This is a genomic window from Streptomyces sp. NBC_01390, from assembly GCF_045040105.1.
Classification (GTDB): domain Bacteria; phylum Actinomycetota; class Actinomycetes; order Streptomycetales; family Streptomycetaceae; genus Streptomyces.
Genome location: NZ_CP109551.1, coordinates 6,971,998 through 6,994,963, shown reverse-complemented (window position 1 = coordinate 6,994,963; position 22,966 = coordinate 6,971,998). Strand labels below are relative to the sequence as shown.

Here is a 22,966-nt window from a genome sequence, read left to right as displayed (position 1 = left end):
GCCCGTCCGGCGCTTGCGGACAAGGCCCGTTCAGGGCCGAAGGGGGGCCTGGGGGCACAGCCCCCAGAAACGACGCCCCCCAACCCCCGCCAAACCCGCGGAGCGCGTCTCACCGGACGGACCACGTTTCCGCCACGTTTCCCGGAAGGGCTACGCTCCCCCCGTGGCTGAGATCCAGATTCCCGCTGACATCAAGCCCGCCGACGGACGTTTCGGCGCGGGCCCCTCCAAGGTGCGGACGGAAGCGCTGGACGCGCTGGCCGCCACCGGTAGCTCCCTCCTCGGTACCTCCCACCGCCAGGCCCCGGTCAAGAACCTGGTCGGCAAGGTACGCGAGGGCATCTCCGCGCTGTTCCAGCTCCCCGACGGCTACGAGGTCGTCCTCGGCAACGGCGGCTCGACCGCGTTCTGGGACGTCGCGACGCACGGCCTGATCGAGAACAAGTCGCAGCACCTCACCTTCGGTGAGTTCAGCTCGAAGTTCGCGAAGGCCGCCAAGCTCGCTCCCTGGCTCGCCGACCCGACCGTCATCTCCTCGGACCCGGGCACCCACCCGGACCCGCGGGCCGAGGCGGGCGTCGACGTCTACGCCTACACGCACAACGAGACGTCCACCGGTGTCGCCGCCCCCATCAAGCGCGTACCGGGTGCCGACGAGGGCTCCCTCGTCCTGGTGGACGCGACGTCCGGCGCCGGCGGCCTGCCGGTCGACATCGCCGAGACCGACGTCTACTACTTCGCCCCGCAGAAGTCCTTCGCGGCGGACGGCGGCCTCTGGCTCGCCGCGTTCTCCCCGGCCGCGATCGAGCGCGCCGAGCGCATCCACGCGTCCGGCCGTCACGTCCCGGAGTTCTTCTCGCTCCCCACGGCGATCGACAACTCGCGCAAGAACCAGACGTACAACACCCCGGCCCTCGCCACCCTGTTCCTCCTCAACGAGCAGCTCGAGTGGATCAACGGCCAAGGCGGCCTCGACTGGGCGGTCCGCCGCACGGCCACCTCGGCGCAGGCGCTGTACGGCTGGGCCGAGGACGTCAAGTACGCGAACCCGTTCGTCACCGACCCGGCGAAGCGCTCGCAGGTCATCGGCACGATCGACTTCGCGGACGAGATCGACGCCGCCGCCGTCGCCAAGGTCCTGCGCGCCAACGGCATCGTCGACACCGAGCCCTACCGCAAGCTCGGCCGCAACCAGCTCCGCGTGGCGATGTTCCCGGCGATCGACCCGGCGGACGTCGAGGCGCTGACGAAGTGCGTCGACTACGTGATCGAGAAGCTCTGACCTTCTCCCGTACGACGAAGGGGGCGCCCGGTGCTGGTCACTGGGCGCCCCCTTCGTCATGCCCGCACAGGCAAGGGAGCCACCCTCACTCGTACTTCTCCGCGGGAGCGCAGTCCATGTAGGAGCCGGACTCGTACGCCGCCCGGTCGCTGTCTCGTTCGCGGATCGCCTCGACGAGGCGGGCGTGGTCCTGGAACTGCTCGGGGCGCAGGGTCTCGCCGAAGTGGTCGAGGAGCGAGTCCCGGATCACCTCGCCCAGGTCCGCGTGCAAGTCGGCCAGCACGGTGTTGTGGGACGCCGTGACGACGGCCAGATGGAAAGCCACGTCGGCGTTCGCGAAACCGACCCGGTCCCCGGCCGACCAGGCCTCCTGCCGTTGCTGCAGCAGGAGTTCGAGCCGCTCCAGGTCGTCCGGGGTACGGCGGGCACAGGCCAGCCGCGCCGCGCGGATCTCCAGGGCGCTGCGGACGTCGGTGATGTCCTCCCGCCGGGCCTTCTCGAAGCGGGTCCGCATCATGCCGGCGAGTTCACTGGTCGCCTGCACATACGACCCCGAGCCGTGCCGGATCTCCAGCAGGCCGGTGTGTGCCAGGGCTCGGACCGCCTCACGCACCGTGTTCCGAGCCACGCCGAGCTGTTCGACCAGCTCCGTCTCGGTCGGGATGCGCGAGCCCACGGGCCAGGCGCCGGAGGTGATCTGCCGCCGCAACCGGGTGATCACCTGGTCGGAAAGCGCTTGGCGGCGAACGGGATCCATAGTCATCCTCTCAGACTACGTCGATTCTCACCCAATGAACCCCCCTGAGACTCATCGAGTCACCGATTCATCGACTCATCCCATGACTCTATCTACAAACCACTAGACATCGAGTCATGGGATGAGTCTACGATGGGGCCTATGCCGAAGAGTGAGTCCAACAGGCCCGCCTCGCACCCCGACCCGCACAGCTCTCCGAACGCCGTCCACAGCGACCCCCGGGACACCCCCCGACCCCGCAGCACCCCCCGGAACACACGCCGCCTGGCGGTTGCGGCGCTCGTACTCGCGGCACTGAACCTGCGGCCGGGGGTCACCAGCCTCGGGCCGGTCCTCGAAGAGGTGCGCGACAGCCTGTCCATGAGCGGCACGACGAGCGGCGTCCTCACCTCGATCCCCGCCGCCTGTTTCGCCCTGATCGGCTCCACGGCCCCGGCTCTCGCCCGGCGCTACGGCGCGGCAGGCGCCATCGCCGCCGCCGGTGTGGTGCTGACGGCCGGGCTCGCACTCCGGCCGTTCGCCACCGACCCCGGCCTGTTCGTCGTACTGACCGCCCTGTCGCTCGCCGGCATCGCCATCGCCAACGTGCTGCTGCCGGCCGTCGTCAAGGAGCGCTTCCCCGACCGGGTGGGCGCGATGACCGGCCTGTACTCCATGGCGCTGAACGCGGGCGCCTCGTCCGCCGCCGCCGTGACCGTCCCGCTGACCGAGGCGTTCGGCGGCGACTGGCGGTACGGCCTCGGAGCCTGGTCGGTGCTGGCCGCCATGGCCGTGCCTCCCTGGCTGGCCCTGGCCCGCCGCCGGCCACCACCGGGACCGGACCCGGTGGACGCGGACGCCCCGCAGCAGCCTCCGCCCCGGCGCCCGCTCTCCCGGGATCCCACCGCCTGGGCGCTCACCGCCTACTTCGGACTGCAGGCGAGCTCCGCCTACATCATCATCGGCTGGCTGCCCCAGATCTTCCGCGACTCCGGCCTCTCCGCCCAGACCGCGGGCCTGCTCTTCTCGGGCACCTCACTGCTCGGCGTACCCCTCTCCTTCGCCCTGTCGGCCCTGGCCGGGAAGCTGCGGCACCAGAGCGGGATCGCGGCGGCGATCGGCGTGTGCGGCCTGGCCGGATTCACGGGCCTGTGGGCCGATCCGGCATCCATGCCCTGGCTCTGGGCGTTCCTGCTGGGCGTGGCCAACTGCTCCTTCCCACTGGCCCTGACGATGATCGGCATGCGCGGCCGGGACGGCGCCTCCGTCGTCCGGCTCTCCGGCTTCGTCCAGGGCTTCGGGTATCTGCTGTCGATCCCCGGGCCCGTCGTCGTGGGCGTTCTCTACGACCACTCGGACGGCTGGCGACTGCCCCTGAGCTTCGTTCTGCTGCTGACCCTGGTACAGATCGCGGCGGGCCTGCTGGCCGGCCGGAATCGCCAGATCGGCTGAATCGCCAAACAAGTTGAATCGAATCAATCGATTCCATTGACTATACAGCGACAATGCTCGTAGATTTAAACGAGTAAGCAGAAACCGGAAACACAAAGAACCAAAGAACGAAAGAACGAGCAACTGCCGAACCCGCCATCCAATTAACGGCCGGTCGGCGAGAAATTCCAAAACCCGCACCAGAAAAACCATTGTTCGAGACGGCGCGCCCCCATGCGCAAAAGCGCGCCGTTCTTCAATCATGCGGAAAAGGGAAACAAATGAGCACAGATGCAATGTCCCGTACTCGTCTCGCCGCCACCAGCCTGACCGACCTCCTCGCCGAACAGACACTCCTCGCACCGGACCGGATCGCCGTGGTCCACGAGGCCGAGAGCCTGACGTTCTCGCAGCTCATGGACCAAGGGCAGGAGTTGGGTGCGTTCCTGAGGCAGGCGGGCGTGACCCGGGGCAGTCGCGTCGGCGTGTTCATGGAACCGTCGCTCGACCTGATGACGACCGTGTGGGGAATCCTGTGGGCCGGCGGCTCCTACGTACCGCTCTCCCCGGAATACCCCGGAGAGCGCATCGCGTACATGATGGCGGATGCCGGAGTGGAGATAGTCCTCACTCAGGAATTACTCCGGCCCGCCCTTCAGGAACTGTCACCCGCAGGAGTTCGGGCCGTCACCCTCGACGAGGTTTTCCAGTCGCAGGAAGTGAACGGAAAAGGCGGGAACGAAAAGGGCGGGAGTGAAAAGAGTGGGAGCGAAAACAAAAACAGCAGGACTGAGGAAAATCCCCGGCCCGAGGATCTCGCCTACGTCATCTACACCTCCGGCAGTACCGGAAAGCCGAAGGGCGTGATGGTCGAGCACCGGAGCATCGTCAACCAGATGCGCTGGCTGCACACCGACCTCGGCATCGACGCCGGCGAGATCATCCTCCAGAAGACCCCCATGAGCTTCGACGCGGCGCAGTGGGAGATCCTCGCCCCCGCCTGCGGAAGCACCGTGGTGATGGGTGCCCCCGGCGTCTACCGCGACCCCGAGGCGATCATCGCCACCATCAAGCGGCACGGCGTGACCACCCTGCAGTGCGTCCCCACCCTCCTCCAGGCGCTCATCGACACCGAGAACCTCTCCTCCTGCCACTCCCTGCGCAACATATTCAGCGGCGGTGAGGCGCTCTCCCGAAGCCTCGCCGCCCAGTGCCTCGACGCGATGCCGACGGCCCGGCTGGTCAACCTGTACGGCCCCACCGAGTGCACCATCAACGCCTCGGCCTTCGTCGTGGACCGTGCGGCTGTGGACGACGGACCGCGCACCATGCCGGTGGGTACGCCCGTGAGCGGCACCACCTTCCACATCCTGGACCCGCAGGGGAAGCCGGTCGCGATCGGCGAGATCGGCGAACTGCACATCGGCGGGATCCAGGTGGCCCGCGGCTACCTCGGCCGCCTGGACCTCACGGCCGACCGGTTCGTGGACGACCCCTTCTCCACCACCCCCGGAGCCCGCCTCTACCGCACCGGCGATCTGGCCCACTTCAACGCCGACAGCACGGTCCAGTTCGTCGGCCGCGCCGACAACCAGGTCAAGCTGCGCGGCTACCGGGTCGAGCTCGACGAGATCCGCCAGACGATCGAGACCCACGACTGGGTCCGCGGCGCGGCCGTCCTGCTGCACGACAACGATGCCACCGGGTTCCAGAACCTGGTGGCCTTCGTCGAGCTCAACCCCAAGGAAGCCGCCGTGATGGACCAGGGCAACCACGGCTCGCACCACCAGTCCAAGCGCAGCAGGCTCCAGGTCAGGGCCCAACTGGCGCACTCCGGCTGCCGTGACGCCGACGAACTCGACGGCCGGTCCGTGGTCGAACTCCCCGGCGTCGAGGCGACCTCCGAGCAGCGCGCCCGAGCCTTCGCCCGCAAGACGTACCGTTTCTACGAGGGCGGGACCGTCGGCCGGGACGACATCCTGCGACTCCTGGGCCCCCGCACCGGGCCGCAGCACCCCGCGCGCGACCTCGCCGACCTGACCCGGGCCGAACTCGGCGCGCTCCTGCGGAACTTCGGCCGCCACGTCAGCGACCAGCGGCTGCTGCCCAAGTACGCCTACGCCTCACCCGGCTCCCTCTACGCCACGCAGCTGTACCTCGAACTCGACGGCGTGGGCGGGATACCCGCGGGCCTGTACTACTACCACCCGCTCCACCACCACCTGGTGCTCGTCGGCCCGGCCCTCCCGGACACGGGCACAGCAACGAACACGGATACGCTCCGGACTCCCCGTGCGAGAGTCCACTTCCTCGGCAAGCACCGGGCGATCGAGCCGGTCTACCGCAACAACATCCGTGAGGTCCTGGAGATCGAGGCCGGGCACATGGTCGGCCTGTTCGAGGAGATCCTGCCTGCCCACGGCCTCGGCATCGCGGCCACGGAGTACCGGCCCGCCGTCAAGGACCGTCTCGACTGCGCCGAGGAGGACCACTACCTCGGCACGTTCGAACTCCTGCCCAGCGACGCCGCCGAGAACCACGGAACCGGCGGAACCGACGGGGACACCGGGCCCGCCAACGGCACAGCCGGCTACGACATCTACGTCCAGGCCCACGCCGACCGCGTCGAGGGTCTCCCGGCCGGCCAGTACCGGTACACCGCCGGCAGCCTCGTACGCATCTCCGACGACCTGGTGGCCAAGAAGCACGTCATCGCCATCAACCAGCGGGTCCACGAACGCGCCGGTTTCGGTGTCAGCCTCGTCGCCACCAGCCCCGACTCCTGGCGGCAGTACCTCGACCTGGGCCGCAAACTCCAGCGCCTCCAGATGAACGACCTGGGCCTCGGCTTCATGTCCTCGGGCTACAGCTCCAAGTCCGGCAACGACCTGCCCTCGGCCAAGCAGTTGAGCAGGATCCTCACCGACTGCGGACTGCCCACCGGACCGTCGTACTTCTTCGTGGGCGGGCGGGTCAGCGAAGAGCAGTTGCGCGGCGAGGACATGAAGGAGGACTCGGTGCACATGCAGGGGCCGGCCGAGCTGATCAAGGAGGATCTGGCCGGACTGCTGCCCCGCTACATGCTGCCCAACCGGATCGTCGTCCTGGACCAGCTGCCGCTCACCGCCAACGGGAAGATCGACAACAAGGCGCTCGAAGCATCCCAGCAGACCGAACTGGCCCTGTCCGGACGGGCGTTCGTCGCCCCCCGCACCCGCTCCGAGCGCCGGGTCCGCGATGTCTGGCAGACCGTGCTCAAGCGCGAACAGGTCTCCGTCGTCGACGACTTCTTCGAGCTGGGCGGCAACTCCCTGCTGGCAGTGGCCCTCGTCGGCCGACTGAACGCGGACTTCGGCCGGACGATGCCGCTCCAGGTGCTCTTCGAGGCCCCGACCGTCGAGAAGCTCGCCGCCCGCCTCGACGCCGAGACGTCCGCGCCGCTGACCCGGCTGGTGCCGCTCCAGCCCGAGGGCGCCGGCACCCCCCTGCACTGCTGGCCCGGCCTCGGCGGCTACCCCATGAACCTGCGCCCGTTGGCCACCGCCCTGGGCACCGACCGGCCCGTCCACGGGGTGCAGGCGTACGGCATCAACAGCGGCGAGGTCCCGTACGCCACCGTCCGCGAGATGGCGACCGCCGACGTCGAGGCGATCCGGGAGATCCAGCCGCACGGCCCCTACCTCCTGTGCGGCTACTCGTTCGGCGCCCGGGTCGCCTTCGAGGCGGCCTTCCAGCTGGAGCAGGCGGGCGAGCGGGTGGAGCACCTGTTCCTCGTCGCCCCCGGCCAGCCCCGGCTGCGGCCCCAGGACGCCCAAGGAGCGGGCCACCGCGCGGACTTCGGCGACCGTGCCTTCCTCGCCATTCTCTTCTCGGTCTTCGCCGGCACGGTCAGCGGCCCGGCACTGGACGAGGCCCTGCGGACCGTGAGGGACGAGAACGACTTCGTCGCCTTCGTCACCGCACGCTTCCCCGGCCTCGGCGAGGAACTCGTACGAGCCGTCACGGGCGTCGTCCGCCAGACCTACTCCTTCACCTACGAGTTCGACGAGCTGACCGGCCGACGCCTCGACGCCCCGATGACGCTCGTCAAGGCGACCGACGACAACTACTCCTTCATCGAGCGCAGCGAGCGCGGGGGCGGCTTCTCCACCCGCCCCCCGGCCGTCCACCAACTGCGCGCCGGCCACTACGAACTGCTGCGCGAGCCGTACGCCACCGAACTCGCCGCGCTCCTCAACGCCCGGATCGACGCCACAACCGCCGTTACTACTGCCGCTATTACGGCCGTCACCACCGCTGCCGCCATCACGTCCACGCGTCCGGGCCGGCCGGCCCACGCCGTTCTCCAGGAGGTCGGAGTGCCCCACATCAACATCAAACACTTCCCGGTGCCCATCACCGACGAGCAGGAACGGGAACTGGTCACCGCGGTCACGGCGGCCGTGCGCAACGCCTTCGGCTGCAAGGAGGATGTCGTCTCCATCGCACTCGAACCCGTCACCCAGGACGTGTGGAACGAGCGGGTCTACGTGCCCGAGATCGTCGACCGGCAGGACCTGCTGCGCAAGACGCCCAACTACTGACCGGACCGGCGTCACCTCCACCGCCCCGATCGCCGCCCGACCTCCAGCAAAGGACCTCTCACATGACGCTCCCCGCCCGCGGACACGGAGACGGACACGGACGCGGACACCGTCCGGTGCCCCTGGTGTTCACCGACGAGGTGGCAGCGGCGCTCGCCGACGGCGACCCGGTGGTGGCCCTGGAGTCGAACGTCATCACCCACGGCCTCCCCTACCCCGACAACGCGGCCACCGCCCGCAAGGTGGAGGAGGCGGTACGTGCCGGCGGTTCGGTGCCCGCCACCATCGGCATCGACGGCGGTCGCATCCTGGTCGGGATGACCGACGCGGACATCGAGCGCTTCGCGGACACGCCGGGTATCCCGAAGGTGAGCAGCAGGGACCTCGGGGCCGTTCTCGCCTCGGGCGGTATGGGAGCCACCACCGTCGCGTCCTCGCTGGTCGCGGCGGAACTCGCCGGGATCGCCTTCTTCTCGTCGGCGGGCATCGGCGGCGTCCACCGAGGCGCCGAGACCACCATGGACGTCTCCTCGGACCTGATCCAGTTCACCCGGTCGAAGGTGGCCGTCGTCTGCGCCGGCGCGAAGAAGATCCTCGACCTCGGCCTGACCATGGAGTTCCTGGAGACCCACTGCGTGCCCGTCATCTCGTACGGCTACGACGACTTCCCCGCCTTCTACTGCCGCTCCAGCGGACTGCGCGCGCCGCAACGGCTCGACGACGAGGCCCTGATCGCCCGTGCCGTCGAGACCCACTGGGCCCTGGGCAACCCCGGCGGCGTCCTCGTCACCAGCCCCACCCGGGAGGAGGACGCGATCGACGGGCAGGACATCGAGGCCGCCATCGCCGGGGCCCTGCGCGGCGCCGCCGACGACGGGGTGCGGGGCGGCGCCGTCACGAAGTACGTGATGCGTGCCGTGGACCGCGCCACCGAGGGTCGGTCCGCGCTGGCCAACATGGCCGTACTCATCCACACCGCCGAGGTCGGCGGCAGGCTCGCCGCGGCCCACGCCCGGCTCCGACGCGAGGACAACCGATGACCCCGGCGAAGCCAGCCCCACTGCCGCTGCCCCTGCCCCAAATCCAGCTCCGGTCCGAGACCCGATCCGATCCCCAGGAGACAACTGTGACCCGCGTGGCGATGTTCGACCTGGACGGTACGCTCGTCGACTCGCCGCGGGCGATCGTGGAGGCGTTCGCCGTCGCCTTCGAGGCGATGGGTGCCGACCCCCGGGACCCGGCGGACGTCCGGGCGACCATCGGCCTGCCGCTCGAGCAGGCGTTCGGCAAACTGCTCGGGGTGCCGCAGGACGACCCCCGGGTCGCCGAGGGCGTCGCCCAGTACCAGCAGGCGTTCCGCACGGTCATCCTGCCCCGCGCCCGCTCCCTGGTCTTCCCCGGCGTCGCCGAGGGCCTCGACGAACTGCGCCGCAGGGGAGTCGTCCTGACGGTGGCCACGAGCAAGTTCCACGCCAGCGCCGACGCACTGCTGACCGCCGCCGGCCTGCGCGACCACTTCACGGTCCTGATCGGCGCCGACGACGTCACCTACCCCAAACCCCACCCCGAGTCCGGACTACTGATCCTCGAACGCCTGGACGCCCGCCCCGAGCACGCCGTGATGGTCGGCGACACGACCCACGACCTGCGGATGGCCGAGGCGGCCGGTATCGCCTCGGTCGCGGTCACCTACGGAGTGCACCAGCGGGCCGAACTGGAAGCGGCCCGCCCGACACACGTCGCCGAGACGTTCCCCGAGGTCGTGGACCGAATCCTCGCCACACTGCCCGGCACATCGCCCGACACAGCAACCCACGTCGGCAGCCTCGTCGAGGACATGCTGAACGACCGTACGCACCACATCGAGTTCAACGGCCACCTCACCAACCACGTGAAGCACGCCGTCGTCGCCCTGGCCGGCCTGGGCATCGCCCCTGAGCGGATCAAGGCCTACCACGACAACTACGTCACCCTCACGCCGTACGGCTGCCCCGTCGAACCGGCCCGGGCGCCGCAGCAGACCATCGACGACGACAACTGGCTCCAACTCCTGGGCAAGCGCCAGGACTTCGCGGCCTACTGCGAGTTCTTCGACCACCGCGAGCAGGAACTCGGAATGGCGGAGATGCTACGGCGTTATCTGCCCCGCCTGCTCTCCGGCTGGGTCGGCGCCCTCCAGCACGCGACCATCCATCTGGGCTGGGCACTGGACGCCGGCAACCGCTGGATGGCCATCGAGGGCATCGCCTACCTGGCCTTCGCCCACGTCGACTGCCACCCCGAACGCGCCACCGTCTCGAAGGCGTACGACGCGGAGCTGCCCAAGGACTCGCTGCTGCGCATCGCCCGCTACTGGGAGGCCAACCGGCAGGAGCTCGGCGCCTGGGTGCAGAACCTGATCGACGACACGACGGCCGACATCCACCCCGAGCTGCTCAGGTCCGGACTGCAGCACCGGATCGCCCGGACGCTCGGCGAGGGCCACCCCCGGATCTACGAGACCCCTGCATGGGTCAACGACCAGGACACCGACGCCAGTTGGGACCAGCTCGGCTACCTGGTCACCCTCCTCTACCTGGCGGAACCGGGGGACTTCCTCCTGCTGCACCTCATGACCGCGCTGCACGCCATGCGGCACATCGCGGACGCCCTCCCCGCCGAGCAGCGCCCCGAAGCGGTGAAGTGCTACTGGACCGGCATCCTCGGCGTCCTGTTCTCCCGCGGCCACTTCGCCGGCCCCGGAAAGCTCACGGCGCTCGACAGCCTCTTCGGCGTCGACACGGCCGTGGACGACGTCACCGACCCGCGCTGGGCCCGCGAGTGGGAATGGCTCATCGCGCGAGCCGCCGAGGAGGAGGAAGAGCACAACCCGAAGCTCGTCTACGTGATGCGTGAGATGTGGCACCGCACGGGCGGCCGGTCCGTCTACCGAGTCGCCGCCGGCCAGTTCACCGCGACACCCGAACTGCCCGCCACCTTCGAACAGCCGCCGGTCGAATGACCACCACCGTCCCCCAACTTACGTACGAGGAGCCGAACATGACCACCGCGACAACAACCACACCGACCACGGTCACCACCCCCACCCCCACCCTTCAGACGTACCTGGACCGCAACGTCCACCTGCTCCCCCAGACCGACCAACTGCGCGCCCTGCACACGGCCGTCCGCGACCGCGACGCATCTCGCGAGGACTTCGTCTTCTACGCCGGCCGCATCATCCGCCTGCTCACCGAGGCAGCCCTGAACCTCCTGCCCTTCGAGCCGTACGACGTCACCACGCCCGTGGGCAGCACCTACCGGGGGCTGCGCTTCGCGGACAACCTGTGCGGGGTGCCGATCATCCGCGCCGGCGAGAGCATGGAGGCCGAACTGCGCGCGGTGGTCCCGGGGATCAGGATCGGCAAGGTCCTCATCCAGCGGGACACGACGACCAAGCAACCGCACCTGTACTACACGAAGCTCCCCGACGACATCGCCGACCGTCACGTGCTCTTACTCGACCCGATGCTGGCCACCGGCGGCACGGCGATCGCCGCCATCGAGGTCCTGCGCGGACTCGGCGTGCCGGAGGAGCACATCGTCTTCGTCAACTTCATCACCGTGGCGGAGGGAATCACCGCGGTGTGCGAACGCTACCCCGGCGTACGGATCGTCACGTCCGCCATCGAGGAGGGCCTGAGCGAGCACGCGTACATGCTGCCCGGCATAGGCGACTTCGGCGACCGCTACTTCGGCACGGCCCGTTAAGGCTTTCGGGTTGTGTCCAGGGATTCGTCTGCCCGCCGGAAGGCGCTGACCCGACGATGGCATCGTGAGATGGCACCCTTCCCGACGGTCACGGCAGCGCCTGGTCCGCGACTGCCTGTTGGCCGGCACGGCGATGTTGTTCCTCGTGCTTGCCGTATGGCTGCTGAAGAGCGGGGACACCAACACTGCCAGCGGGCGTGCGGGTGTGGCAGGCCTGTTCGTAAGCCTTTTGTCCCTGGCCCTGGCCCTGGCCGACTACTTCCGGCCTGATCCGCGCCCGCCCGATCCCGCAGTGCTGGCGGACAACCTGGCACTGACGCTCAGGGCTCAGTGGTTGGAGGAGGCGAAGGTACGTCGGCTGCGTAATCCCCGTGTGCTGCCGCTGGCCTGGTCGGCGACGTCCCGGAACGTCGCCGACCAGCTCGGAGCAGGGTTGAGCTCCAGGGCGGGGGCAGTGAATGCCGCACGAGTGCTGCGTATGCGTCTCAGCGGCCGCTTCGATGGCAGGTTCGACGAAGTGACCCGTCAACTGGCGCAAGGTTTCGAGCGTCTGTCGAACCGACGACTGGTCGTCCTCGGTGAGCCGGGCGCGGGCAAGACGGTCGTTGCCCTGCTTCTCACGCTGGGCATGCTCGCCGAGCGCGAGCAGGGCGGTGCGGTCCCGGTGTTGCTGCCGGTCTCCTCCTGGGATCCTGTCCGCGAGTCACTCGACGGCTGGATCGTACGAACCGTGGCATCCGCGTACTACAACGGTCGCGCGGAGATCCCGCGCCTGCTGCTGGATCACGGGCTCCTGCTGCCTGTGCTCGACGGACTCGACGAGATCCCGGAAGCGGCGCGCCGTTCCGCCGTCCGGACGGTCAATCAGGCCATCGGCGCGGAAAGACCCATCGTGATCACCTGCCGGGCCGCCGAGTACGAGGACCTGATCCGCGGTGGTGCTCCCGTGCTCCGGCAGGCACCAGTGGTGGAGGTCCAGCCGGTCAGCCCCGAGGATGTCATCGCCTATCTGCGGGACATGGACTGGCCCGCCGGCCTGGACGCGGACGCCTGGGACACGGTCTTCGATCACCTGCGAACGGAATCGGACAGTCCCCTCGCGGCAGCACTGTCGACTCCTCTGATGGTTTCCACAGCTCGGCTCGTCTACCAGCACGGGGCGGACCCTGCCGAACTACTGGACACGGCCAGGTTCGACTGCCGATACGCAATCGAGGAATTCCTGACACACCGGCTTGTCGATGCCGCCTATTCTCCCGATCCGTCCGCTGCGGAGTCCGAGACCAGATGGTCGGCCGAGCAAGCTCGCCACTGGCTGACTTTCCTGGCCGGCTATCTGCATGATCACCGCGAACGTGATCTCGCGTGGTGGCGGATGAGCGAACGTCTGCTGCCCCGATGGTTCGTCCCGGCAATCGGGATCGGGGCCGGCCTGCTACTGACAAGCGCGTCAGCGGTGTGGGTGACGGTGGTTTACGGTGGCGACGGGCGTGACGCGCATGACGTGTCGTTCATCTCAACCCTCTGTGCGGTGATCGGCGGTGGCTTCGCTGTTCTGGCTACTGTCGTGTGCTACGCCTACCCCGGCCGTGCTCCTGGGCGGTTGTCTCTGGCGATCCGCAACTCCTGGGCACGGCTAAGGCAGGGATTCCGTAATGGTGTCGTCCTGACCATCGTTTCTGTTGTGCCTGTTGTCGCCGGTACCACAGTTGTCATTACGATTTCGCAGGAAGACAGTTTCTGGTCCATGGTCGCCATCGAGTTCTATTTCCAGATGGTCATGCTCTGTGCCGCCACGGCGACCGTCGTCGGCCTGGCACTCGCGGCTCACCAGTGGCTCGACGCGCCGCCGACCCGAGCGACGGCGCAGGTCGGTCCGTTGCACTCCCTCGCCCAGGACCGCCGTTCCTCCTTGACCGGGGCGCTGGTGTCCGGAGCGGTCGTGGGCGCCACAGGGCTCATCGGTTGGACCGCGGCGGGTTTCACGGGACGGCTCGCATTCCGGATCATTACTGGCTGGCCTGGCACGCTCGACCCCTGGGGCCTCGCCCACGACGATCTGAACGTCTTGTTCGAGCACTTCGGGCACGATTTCCGGATGATCCTCGGTCTGGGCATGTTGCTACCGTCGACGGCCTTCGGTCTGCTTGTCCTCCTCACCCGGGCCTGGCCGAGATTCGTCGTGACCCGGCTGCTTCTCGCCGTTCAGGGACGTCTGCCATGGCGGCTGATGGCGTTCCTCGCGGACGCCCGCGAACGGGAACTGCTGCGGCAGTCCGGCAGCGTGTACCAGTTCCGCCATGTCCGTCTGCAGGAGACGCTTGCCGCGCGTACGGCTCCGCACACTGACCGCACCCGTACGGATCGCACGCCGGGTCGACTGGTCGTCAGCCGTCGTACGGTCCTGACGGCGGGAGCCGCCTCGTCAGCAGCCCTGCTCGGCGCCTACGCCCTGCCCGAGAACGAGAGCCTGGTGATCTTCAGCGGGCACAGAGCCAACGTGGGACCGGTTGTATGGCTGAACAGCGGGCGCCACATCGCAAGCGGGGACGAGAAGGGAAGCGTCCGAATCTGGAACCCCGACGGGTCTCCGCTCTCCCACCTCACCCTGCCAACGAAATACCCAGGTACACCCAGGATCACAGCAATCGCCTACGGGAAGCGTGACAACGTCCTGGCGGTGGCTACCGACAACGGCACCGTGCACCTGTGGAGCTTCCGGGACCGGTCATGGAAGAAGTTGTACAAACAGAACGACGCAGACGTCCTGGCAATCGACTTCCAGCCCGGAGGGCAGATCCTCGCCGCGTGTGACGGCAGCGGCGGTCTTCACATCTGGCGCGGGCGCGACGGCCGGTACGGACAGTACGCGCAGCCGGCGAGTGAATTCCTGAACCACGGTCTGGCCTTCGACAGTGAAGGGATTCTGGCTACCGCGGATGAAGACAATGGTGTTCACCTTGATCCTTTGAACCATTCGGGCAGAACCCACGCCCTCCCTGGAACCGGAAACGGTGAAACCGTGTTCTTCGGCGATTACGGTCGGGCCACCACCCTCACCTTCAGCGACGACGGCACCATACTTGCCTACGTCAGCCCGATGGGCCCGGTCCAGGTGTGGAACCGTGACGGAAGTCTGATCCGGACATCTGACATCGATGGGGCGACCGCCGTGGGCTTCAGCACAACCGATCCCACACAGCTCGCCATCGGCGACAACTACGGTGTCCTATGGCTTTGGCACGTGGATACCGATCCTGCCTCCGCCGTCGCACTCCGTGGACACAGCGGCAGAATCAATTCGCTCGCATTCAATCCGGCGGGCAATCGGATCGTCACATCTGGCGAAGACCGCACTCTACGGCTTTGGCGGGCATCCTGAGCGGATCATCCCTGCTGCCGGCGAACATCAAAGGTCCGGCGCCGTCCCGTTGGACAGTGCGGCTCCTCGCAAAGTGATCGGTTGACGCGTCAGCGCGGCGCCCGTGCCCCGCGGGCCTGCCTAAAGACGGGTCCCTACGTGATGCGTAAGGTCATCTCGGTTGGTGAGTCACCGCGGCGCTGGCCGAGGGTGGTGGCGGAGGCCCTGACGACCTGGGAGCCGTGATCCGTGGCAGGGGCGGCAGGAATCGAACCTGCGGCATCCGGTTTTGGAGACCGGCGCTCTGGCCATCTGAGCTACGCCCCTTCGATGGGTGACAGCTTCGCATAACCAACACGTCCGCCTCCAAGGAATTTCCGTCTCTCAGAGCAGGCGCAGGACTCCGACAACCTTGCCGAGGATCTGCGCGTCGTCGCCCGGGATCGGCTCGTACGACGGATTGCGGGGCATGAGCCAAACGCGCCCGTCCTGTCGGCGCAGCACCTTGACGGTTGCCTCGTCTTCCAGGAGCGCAGCGACGATGTCGCCATGGTCGGCGCTGTCCTGACGCCGTACGGTCACGATGTCGCCGTCACAGATCGCCGCGTCGATCATGCTGTCGCCGGAGACCGGAAACCGACAGGTTCTCGAATTCCTGAAGGGGATCGAGCGTGAACCTGTTGGTCCTCTCGGGGCATCGGCGGGGTTGTGCGACGGGTTCAGCGACTTCGCGGGGCATTCTCGAGCATCCGGTGTCGGCGGCTGATGCGCCGTCAATGGCGAACTGACCAGCCGGAATGGTGAGGCCCACTGAGGTACTAACAGCCCAGTGAGCGGCGCCGCCCGTAGACGAACCTCTCCAGTGGGTTGCTTCCGTGCTCGCCCACCAGCAGGCCACTGCCCTGAACGGACCCGCCACTCACGAGTGAAGATGACCAAGCCCTACTAGTTACCGGAAGAGTCCTGCGTTTTCCGTGATCCAGTCGGGAATGGAGCGGGGCGGCCGCCCAAGAACGTCCTCGACGGTCGAGGTCTTTCGGTGCTGGCGCCCGACGCAAAGGCCTCGACGTCGATGCCGAGGAGGAGTCCGACAACCAGGTCGGGCAGCCCGAGTGACAGCAGCAGCGCTCGCTGCTCGTCGGGAGTTCGATGCGTGTACTTCACCGTCCGCCCGATCGCCAGCGAAAGGTGCTCCGCGATGTCATCCATGCTCAGCCCGCCAGGCCCGGTGAGGTGGTAGGGCCTGCGGACCGGGCCACTGGCTTCGCCGCCCAGGATCAGACGGGTTGCCACATCTGCGACATCGCGCACATCGATGAGGTTCGCGGGCACAGTTCCAGCGGCTCCTCCCCACAGGTTGTTCTTGATGAGCTCCGCCTGGCCGCCGAGGACTGCAGTGAAGGTCATGGGTCGCAGGAGGCTGTAGCCGATGTCGACCTTGCTGAGGTGATCCTCAACCTGCAGGTGCCAGTCGATTGGGTGCACGATGGCCGGGGTCACGACCCCGCGATCCTCGACCGGGCCGAGGCCCCCTTCACCGCCACGAGTGAGGCGCTGGCCGCCCGGCTCGAACAGTCCGAGTAGCGTCCTCCGAGGTCACGCTGACCTCAAGCTCGAAACGTCGCGGTCTTCGTACCGCCGTCGGCCACTGCCCTGCGGCCGCGAGGGAGCAGGGCGCTACCACTCGCTGCTGGGGACGCCGCGTTCTTCCCGGTGATGTCCCGTTGCTCCCCGAGGAGTGCGCCGAAGAGTCCGGCTACGGCAAGGAGCGTCTCCACGACGGCCAGGGCGAGAGCCGCGTGCATCAGCGTGAGGCTGCCGCTCTGGTGGTGGTTCTGGGGACGGTTCGTGTGATCCATCGTGGGCTGGACCGCCGGCCACAGGACATGGGTCGTCAGCATCACGACGTTGAGCATCGCCATCGCCGTCCATTCGCCTGGTCCTGACGACCGCCACAGCATGACCGCGCAGCCGAGGCAGGTCAGTGCCGGCACCAGCAGGACGACGGCGAAACGGTCGACGTGCTGGGCCAGCATGGCCGCGTGGACAAAGGCGGAGATCACGGCCAGGCCCGCGGCCACCCGGCGGAGGGTCCCGTGCCTCGTGGGTGCGGTCACGGTCTTACGATCCGTGGCAGTGCGACGTCGTGCCGCGCGGTGCGTCGAGTGCGGGGTTGCGGTCGAAGAAGCCGACGGGCTTGAGCTTGAAGCCGGTGTAGTCGACGGGCATGACCGGCCAGTCTTCCGGGCGTGGGAAGTGGGTGAGGCCGAAGGTGTGCCACAGGACCACGTCCTCGCCGTCCAGCGGGCGGTCACCGGCGACGAACGCTTCCAGGCCGTCACTGCCGGGGCTCTGGTTGACGATCTCGCCGGCGGGCCACTTCTGATCGGGGTTGTACTGCGTGACCCACAGGTGACGAGTGGCGAAGGCGCCGCGCTTGGCGATCACGCTGGATGGGTCGGCCAGCAGGGTCGGCTGTCCCTCCGGGTGGAGGGCGTAGGCCACGTCCTCGCCCAGGCGGTTCTGCTTGTCGGGGTTGCTGACCAGCCACGTACGCGCGCGAAGGTTGTCCGCCGTGCGGCGGGCGTCGAGTTCCGAGGTGAGCCGGGTGCGAGCCTGTCGGAAGGCGTTGCCGTGGGGGTTGGTGTCGCTGACCGGGACGGCCACGGCGTCGAGTTCGTCGACGGCGTTGCGGTGGCCGTCGACCGCCAGGTCGAGGCGGGCGCAGAACAGGTGCTGGTGGAAGGGGGCGCCCAGACCGGGAGCCAGTTGGGTGGCGAAGCCGTCCGGGCCGGTGTAGGCGGAGGTGAAGACGATGCCGGTCGCTTTGGCCTGCAGTTCGATGGTGCCGTCGAGGTAGAGGTACCAGTAGAAGCCGTAGTCGTAGTTGCCGATGGTGAGGAAGAAGGAGATGACCAGGCGCCGTGACCGGCGGGTCTCGGTCATGCCGTTGAAGAGGTCGGTGTGCTTCCACAGCACGCCGTAGTCCTCCTCGTGCAGACAGATCGCGTTCTTGACGATGCGGGGGCGGCCCTTCTCGTCGCTGATCGTGGCGTCGAAGTACGTGATCTCTCCGAGGCAGTCGCAGCCCAGCTCCAGGGAGTTGGTGTAGCGGCCGAACATGTACTCGCCCTGGTCGAAGTAGTTGATCCAGTAGCGGGCGGGGGAGGGATCGCCGTACGGGACGACCATCTCGGGGATGGATGCCCGGTAGACGACGGGGCGCACCTCGCCGCCGTCACGGAAGCCGAGTTGGTGCAGCACGAGTCCTTCACGGACATCGAAGGTGAAGCGGAACGACCAGTCCGCCCAGCTGATCAGATTGCCGTCCACGGTGAAGCTGGGGCCGTCGGGCTGGCTGATCTCCAAGGCCTTGAGGTCGGTCCGCATCGGTGACGCATGCGGGCTTGCGTCCCATTCGCCGCGCTCCATCGGCACCGCCAGTTCGGCGCTGTCGACCACCTCGAAGACCTCGCCGGCCGTCAGGTCCACGTAGGCGCACACGCCGTCGATGGGGTGGGCCCACGGCAGGTCGGCCTCGTCGAGCTGGAGGAACGCCAGCACGCGGCAGACCCGTCGACCCGTCTCGTCCTCGTGGCCGAAGTTCCCGGCCGAGAGTGGGACGGCACGCACCTTCTGCGGGTCGATGCCCCGCTTGCCAAGGGCGCTCAGCCATTTCTCGCTGCGCAGCAGCATGGCCTCGATGTCGTCGAACTCCTCGTCGAGGATGGGGGCTTGGCCCTCGCCCGCCGCGTCCACGGTCCTCGACTCGACGATCTCGCCACCTTCGCCGCCGGTGACGTCGGCTACGGCGACGGTGGCGACGGAAGTCTCGCGGTCGATGAGGATCATGTTCACCCGGCGTCGTACGACGTCGCCGTCGCGGTGGGCGAGGACCTCGTGCTTGGGCGCCTCCTCCAGCCCGACGTACACGAACCGGGTGGTGTCCGTCGTCAGTCCGGCCTGCTGGGCGGCCAGCCGCGCGGCGTCGATCTCCTCGGCTGCGAGGAGTGACAGGGGGTGGGTGGCCGAGGGGGACGTGCCCGTCCGCTCGGTCGAGGCGGTGGCGTAGGTCATGGCGCTTCCTTCATGAAAGTTCGTTACTAGGGAGACATCGCTTGTCGTTCGGCCCGGGCGGCTGCGTTGCCGCTGGTTCAGTGGTCGTGCTGGGCGATCGCCTGCAGGAAGGCGATGGTTTCCATCTCGCGGTTGGTGGACTCCTCGCTGGAGGTCCCGTATCTGCGGTTGGCGGACAGCTTCACGATGGTCGTGTTGCTGGCCGGGTCGACGTAGACGAACTGGTTGTAGACGCCGATCGCGCTGAACTCGCCGCGGTCCCCGGCCGGTATCCACCATTGGTAGCCATAGCCCGGGCCGAAGTGGTGCCCGCCGACCAGGGGCCCGCCGGGCTCCAGATGAGGGGCGGCGACGGTCACGGAGTCGCGCACCCAGTCCGCCGGGACGATCTGCCGGCTCTGCCACACGCCACCGTTGCGGTAGAGCTCGCCGAGCCTCGCGTAGTCGCGGGCGGTCAGGTTGAGGCCGGCGAAGGCCAGCTCCGTGCCCGCGGGGTCCACGATCCAGTAGCCGGGCTCGGCCATACCGAGGGGCTCGCCCAGCTTCTCTTGCATGTAGTCCGCGACCGAACGTCCGGTGGCCCGCGCCACGAGCGCCCCCAGCACCTGTGTGTCGCCCGAGTTGTAGCGACAGATGGTGCCCGGCTCGCTCTCGCGGACCATGGTGGCGACAAAATCGTCGAGCGTTCCGCCGATGCCCAGCGCGGCCATGGTCAGCAGGAAGACGTCCGAGGCCGGGTCGCTGTAGTCCTCGTTCCAACGGGCTCCCGAGGACATCCGCAACACGTTCTTGATGGATACGCCGTCGTACGCGGAACCGGGTTGCACCGGCACGTAGGAGCTGATCGGCTCGTCGATGCTCCCGATGTGTCCTTCAGCGACCGCGATCCCCACGAGCGCCGAGAGGAAGCTCTTGGCCACCGACATCGACAGCCACTGGACGTCCGGTCCGCCGGTCAGGGCATAGCGCTCGTACCGGGTGACGCCATCGATGAGGACGAGCAATGCCGCCGTGTCGGTGTCGGCCATGAACTCCTCGGCCGATCGCACGGTGCCGTCGAACTCGTAGGTCTCCGGCAGGCCGATCGGATCACCCTCCGGCCAAGCGAGGGGCTTGGACGAAGAAGCCATCTCGCGGGTGTCGAGCAGGTCCTTCACCCGGGAGAAGTTCTCGTGCTGCGGCGCCCCGGTGAAGAGGTTGAGATCGGCCAGGGTCTGGCGCTTGTGATCGGTCATGGTCGTCCTTCGATCGGTGGGGAGGAGATCGGCGCTCACCACTGCCCGCCTCATCGGGGGAGGGGGCTCACCACCGGCTGAGCCCAATGTCGGGGCTTGCGTGGAAACGGATGGGTGCGGGGCCGATAAGCGGAAAGTAGCAGTACCATTCGGTTAGGGCAACCACTTGGTACGCTTAATGCCCCCTAGGTGTGGAGGAGGTTCTGTGGCGATGAGTACGGAACGGGTCGACGGGCGAACACTTCGCTTCCAGCACCGGAGACCGGAGCTACTGGCGGCGGTGACCGAATACGTCCTGGCCCACGGCGTCAGCGACCTGTCCCTGCGCCCGCTGGCCCAGGCACTCGGAGTCACCCACGCGACGCTGCTGCGGCACTTCTCCTCGAAGGAGGAGCTGATCATGAGCGTCGTGGACAAGATCCGCACCGACCTCACCGACCGGCTGACCGGCGACGAGGAGTTGCGCGCGGCCGATTCGGCAGCCGAGCTGGTGAAGGCCCTGTGGCCGCGGCTGTGCGAGCCCAAAGAGCAGCGTCAATTCCTGCTCCTGTTCGAGATGGTCGGGTACAACGGCTGGAAGCCGGAAGACGACCGTGGTTCGGCGCGGTCGCTCGTCGGCGACTGGCTGGACATTCTCGTCGGACGGCTTATGCAGGACGGCTGGCCGTCGAAGGACGCCTCGGCACTCGCCACGCTCGTGCTCGCCCAGGTCAGGGGCCTCCAGCTCGACCTCCTCGTGTCCGGGGACCGACCGCGGGTCGATCGTGCGCTCGAATTCTCGCTCCGGCTTCTGGAGCGTCCGGCAGTGCGTGATACGCCGGGCTCTCACGGCTGAAGGCCGCAGTGCACGCCGTAGAGGGCATCGCTTGCGGGGCAAGGCGATCAGGCCGCCGTTTCGGGGACAGGCTGTGCGACGGCGGTCTCCAGGTTCCGTGGCCGCCGCCACAGTGCCAGGAGTACGCCAATCGCGAAGGCCCCCAGTGGTGCGGCACCCAGGGCGGTCGCCAGCGTGGTCGAACCACCGATGAGCAGAGGGAAGTTCGCGACCGCGAGTACCAGGCAGCCGGCCAGGCCCAGGAGACCGAGGCCCGGGGCGACCACGGTGTGCCAGGTGCGCGGGTCCCGGCGGGTGCGGCGGAAGTAGACGATGACGGCCAGGCAGGTCAGGCTCATGAGCAGCAGGATGCCCAGGGTCGCGGTGCCGGCGAGCCAGGCGAAGACCTGGGTGACCGGGTCCATCCCCGTCACCGCGCAGACAGCCACCAATATCGCTGCGCAGGCCGACTGCAGCAGCGAGGCCGTGTGTGGCGAGCCGTGCCGTGGGTGGCGGCTGCCGCTCAGCCGAGGGAGCAGGCCCGAGGTTCCCAGCGCGTAGCCGTAGCGGGCCAGTACGTTGTGGAAGGACAGGGCAGCGGCGAACAGGCTGGTCAGCAGCAGTACTTGGGCGATGTCCGCCACCGTGGAGCCGAGATGGTGCTGCATCGTGGTCAGCAGCATGCCGCCCGGATCGGCAGTTGCCGCCTGAACGGCTTGGTCGTCGCCCCAGGCCGACACCAGCGCCCAGCTCGACAGTGTGTAGAAGCCACCGATCAGCACAAGGGACAGGTACGTGGCGCGCGGGATCGTACGGTGCGGATCGCGGGCCTCGTCGCGGAAGACGGCGGTGGCCTCGAATCCGAGGTAGCTGGCGATGGCGAAGACCAGGCCCAGGCCGAGCGAGCCGGAGCCGACCTGTTCGGGCTGCAGGAACGCGGTGGAAAGCCCCGACGAGCCACCCCCGCGTCCGACGACCACGGCGTCCAGGGCGAGAACGACTCCCACCTCGCCCAGCAGCAGGACGCCGAGCACCTTGCCGCTCACGTCGATGTGCCGGTGGCCGAGGAATCCGACACCCGCCAGGGCTACCGCTGCCCACAGCCACCATGGAAGCGACGGTCCGCCGTAGTGCTGCACCAGGTCGGCGGCCACCGCCCCCAGGTAGCCGTACACCGCCAGTTGTACGGCGGTGTAGGTGACCAGGGCCAGGTAGGCGGCGCCCCGACCGGCCGGCCGGCCCAGGCCTTGCTGCACGTAGGTGTAGAAAGCGCCGGCCTGCGGCACATGGCGGGTCATCGCGCCGTAGCCGACGGCGAACAGCAGCAGGATCACACAGCAGATCACGAACGTGGCGGGGAACGCGGCCCGGTCGCCCAACGCGATGCCCAGCGGGACCGTCCCGCTGACGACGGTGAGTGGGGCGGCCGCGGCCACCACCATGAAGACGATCGAACCGGTACCGAGGGAACCGGTCAGCGTGGGTGCCGCACGATCGGCGGACATCCGACCTCCATGAGGAAGTGGCGCCCGGGGGCGCTGGGAGCGGGGACCGCGACGCACCGCCACGGAAGCGGGCCGTACGCAGCGGAAGCGGGGACTGCCGCAGACACTGGAGCCTCGCGGTTGCCGGACCGTCACCGGAGCGTCAAGCGACCGTCATCCGTAACGGGAAAACCAGCCCCGTTCACTCTCAGG

General features: G+C 68.2%; 14 protein-coding genes, 1 tRNA gene and 1 pseudogene. 8 read left to right on the top strand and 8 right to left on the bottom strand.

Going from position 1 to position 22,966, the window contains the following annotated elements:
* The first annotated feature begins 163 nt into the window (after positions 1-163).
* Positions 164-1,282: a phosphoserine transaminase gene (serC, locus tag OG241_RS31635; RefSeq protein WP_405820070.1), complete on the top strand. Its 1,119-nt coding sequence runs from the start codon at positions 164-166 to the stop codon at positions 1,280-1,282.
* Between the two features lie 85 nt (positions 1,283-1,367).
* Here the strand turns inward: serC and OG241_RS31630 are convergent, their stop codons facing one another.
* Positions 1,368-2,045 carry a FadR/GntR family transcriptional regulator gene (locus OG241_RS31630; RefSeq protein WP_405820068.1) on the bottom strand — a complete coding sequence of 226 codons (678 nt, stop codon included), beginning with the start codon at positions 2,043-2,045 and terminating at the stop codon, positions 1,368-1,370.
* Between the two features lie 135 nt (positions 2,046-2,180).
* Here OG241_RS31630 and OG241_RS31625 point away from each other — a divergent pair, with 135 nt between their 5' ends.
* The 6 genes from OG241_RS31625 (at position 2,181) to OG241_RS31600 (ending at position 15,164) form a co-directional block, all read left to right on the top strand.
* Positions 2,181-3,470 (top strand): CynX/NimT family MFS transporter, encoded by a 1,290-nt coding sequence (locus tag OG241_RS31625; protein ID WP_405820066.1) that lies wholly within the window; start codon positions 2,181-2,183, stop codon positions 3,468-3,470.
* 260 nt (positions 3,471-3,730) lie between these two features.
* Positions 3,731-8,032 carry an amino acid adenylation domain-containing protein gene (locus tag OG241_RS31620; protein ID WP_405820064.1) on the top strand — a complete coding sequence of 1,434 codons (4,302 nt, stop codon included), beginning with the start codon at positions 3,731-3,733 and terminating at the stop codon, positions 8,030-8,032.
* A 62-nt stretch (positions 8,033-8,094) separates the two neighbouring features.
* Positions 8,095-9,072: a pseudouridine-5'-phosphate glycosidase gene (locus OG241_RS31615; protein WP_405820063.1), complete on the top strand. Its 978-nt coding sequence runs from the start codon at positions 8,095-8,097 to the stop codon at positions 9,070-9,072.
* An 86-nt stretch (positions 9,073-9,158) separates the two neighbouring features.
* Positions 9,159-11,033, top strand: a complete 1,875-nt coding sequence (locus OG241_RS31610; protein ID WP_405820061.1) for an HAD-IA family hydrolase — start codon at positions 9,159-9,161, stop codon at positions 11,031-11,033.
* Positions 11,034-11,071: 38 nt separating this feature from the next.
* Positions 11,072-11,782: a uracil phosphoribosyltransferase gene (upp, locus tag OG241_RS31605; RefSeq protein ID WP_405820059.1), complete on the top strand. Its 711-nt coding sequence runs from the start codon at positions 11,072-11,074 to the stop codon at positions 11,780-11,782.
* A 64-nt stretch (positions 11,783-11,846) separates the two neighbouring features.
* The gene (locus tag OG241_RS31600) at positions 11,847-15,164 is read left to right on the top strand and encodes an NACHT and WD40 repeat domain-containing protein (RefSeq protein ID WP_405820057.1); all 3,318 of its coding nucleotides are present in this window, start codon (positions 11,847-11,849) and stop codon (positions 15,162-15,164) included.
* A gap of 229 nt (positions 15,165-15,393) precedes the next feature.
* Here OG241_RS31600 and OG241_RS31595 read toward each other — a convergent pair.
* From OG241_RS31595 to OG241_RS31570, 6 genes and pseudogenes are all read right to left on the bottom strand, one after another.
* A tRNA-Trp gene (locus OG241_RS31595) sits at positions 15,394-15,470 on the bottom strand.
* 57 nt (positions 15,471-15,527) lie between these two features.
* Positions 15,528-15,836: pseudogene (locus OG241_RS31590) on the bottom strand (LexA family protein); the annotation flags it as partial.
* A gap of 252 nt (positions 15,837-16,088) precedes the next feature.
* The gene (locus tag OG241_RS31585) at positions 16,089-16,643 is read right to left on the bottom strand and encodes a hypothetical protein (protein WP_405820056.1); all 555 of its coding nucleotides are present in this window, start codon (positions 16,641-16,643) and stop codon (positions 16,089-16,091) included.
* A 107-nt stretch (positions 16,644-16,750) separates the two neighbouring features.
* On the bottom strand, positions 16,751-17,260 hold the full coding sequence (locus OG241_RS31580) for a hypothetical protein (protein WP_405820054.1): 510 nt from the start codon (positions 17,258-17,260) through the stop codon (positions 16,751-16,753).
* A 4-nt stretch (positions 17,261-17,264) separates the two neighbouring features.
* A complete protein-coding gene (locus OG241_RS31575) occupies positions 17,265-19,220 on the bottom strand; it encodes a primary-amine oxidase (protein WP_405820052.1) in 1,956 nt (651 codons plus the stop codon).
* Between the two features lie 77 nt (positions 19,221-19,297).
* Positions 19,298-20,455 carry a serine hydrolase domain-containing protein gene (locus OG241_RS31570; protein WP_405820050.1) on the bottom strand — a complete coding sequence of 386 codons (1,158 nt, stop codon included), beginning with the start codon at positions 20,453-20,455 and terminating at the stop codon, positions 19,298-19,300.
* Positions 20,456-20,666: 211 nt separating this feature from the next.
* On the opposite strand from OG241_RS31570, the gene OG241_RS31565 reads away from it, so the two are divergent.
* Positions 20,667-21,290, top strand: a complete 624-nt coding sequence (locus OG241_RS31565; protein WP_405820048.1) for a TetR/AcrR family transcriptional regulator — start codon at positions 20,667-20,669, stop codon at positions 21,288-21,290.
* Between the two features lie 47 nt (positions 21,291-21,337).
* On the opposite strand, the gene OG241_RS31560 is transcribed toward OG241_RS31565, so the two are convergent.
* Complete coding sequence (locus OG241_RS31560) at positions 21,338-22,774, bottom strand: APC family permease (RefSeq protein ID WP_405820046.1); 1,437 nt, start codon at positions 22,772-22,774, stop codon at positions 21,338-21,340.
* Between the last annotated feature and the right edge of the window lie 192 nt (positions 22,775-22,966).